Origin of the sequence: Micromonospora sp. H61 (assembly GCF_018070325.1) — a bacterium.
GTDB lineage: Bacteria > Actinomycetota > Actinomycetes > Mycobacteriales > Micromonosporaceae > Micromonospora > Micromonospora salmantinae.
This window is the reverse complement of sequence record NZ_JAGPXY010000239.1, coordinates 1-700: the sequence shown is the minus strand read 5'-3', so window position 1 is coordinate 700 and position 700 is coordinate 1. Positions and strand designations below refer to the sequence as shown.

The 700-nt window shown below is 65.4% G+C and carries 1 pseudogene; it reads left to right on the top strand.

From position 1 onward, the window contains the following. Positions 1-700 (top strand): annotated as a pseudogene (locus KBX08_RS33380) (MFS transporter); the annotation flags it as partial.

The following is a 700-nucleotide window of genomic DNA, read 5'->3' as shown; positions in this document are numbered from 1 at the left end:
CGCCAACGGTGAGCTCCTGATCGCCCCTGCGGTCGTGGGTGCCTCGAACGCCCTGCGGGAGCGGGCCTGGGACCCTCGCTCGATGTGGAATTGGGCCGACCCACTCGTGGAGAAAGCCACCAAAGGCGTATACGAAAAAGTATTCAGCGTCTTCGGAATCGTCACGCTCTGCGTGGTGGGTCTCTACCTGCTCTGGCGCTCCCGCCAGTCGGACATGAGCAATGCGATGACGACGGCAGGGTGGGCACTTCTGGTGATGGTGGCGGTCACCGCGCTGGCGGCCTGGCCGGTCAAGTCGGCGAACATCGCCGACGGCACCCTGATCACCTCACTCGGCGTCGTGCACGATGCCATAGGTCCGGCGTCAAAGGACACCCCACCGGATCAGTGCGACGATCCAGATCCCAAGGCATGCAAGGACAACCGGCCGCCGGCCGTACGGGCCAGCGACACTGCCACCGAGGCGATGCTCTATCGCAACTGGCTGCGCGGAGTGCTCGGCTCGGCTGATAGCGAGACCGCCCGAAAGTATGGCCCTGCCCTGTACGACGCCAAGGCGTTTTCCTGGGAGGAGGCCGAGAAGCTACGGGCCAACCCGGCCACCCGGCCAGCGACGATCGAGGCCAAGCAGCAGCAGTGGATGACGGTCGCGGAGCAGATCAAGACCGAAGACCCGGAGGCGTACGAGTTCCTGACGGGC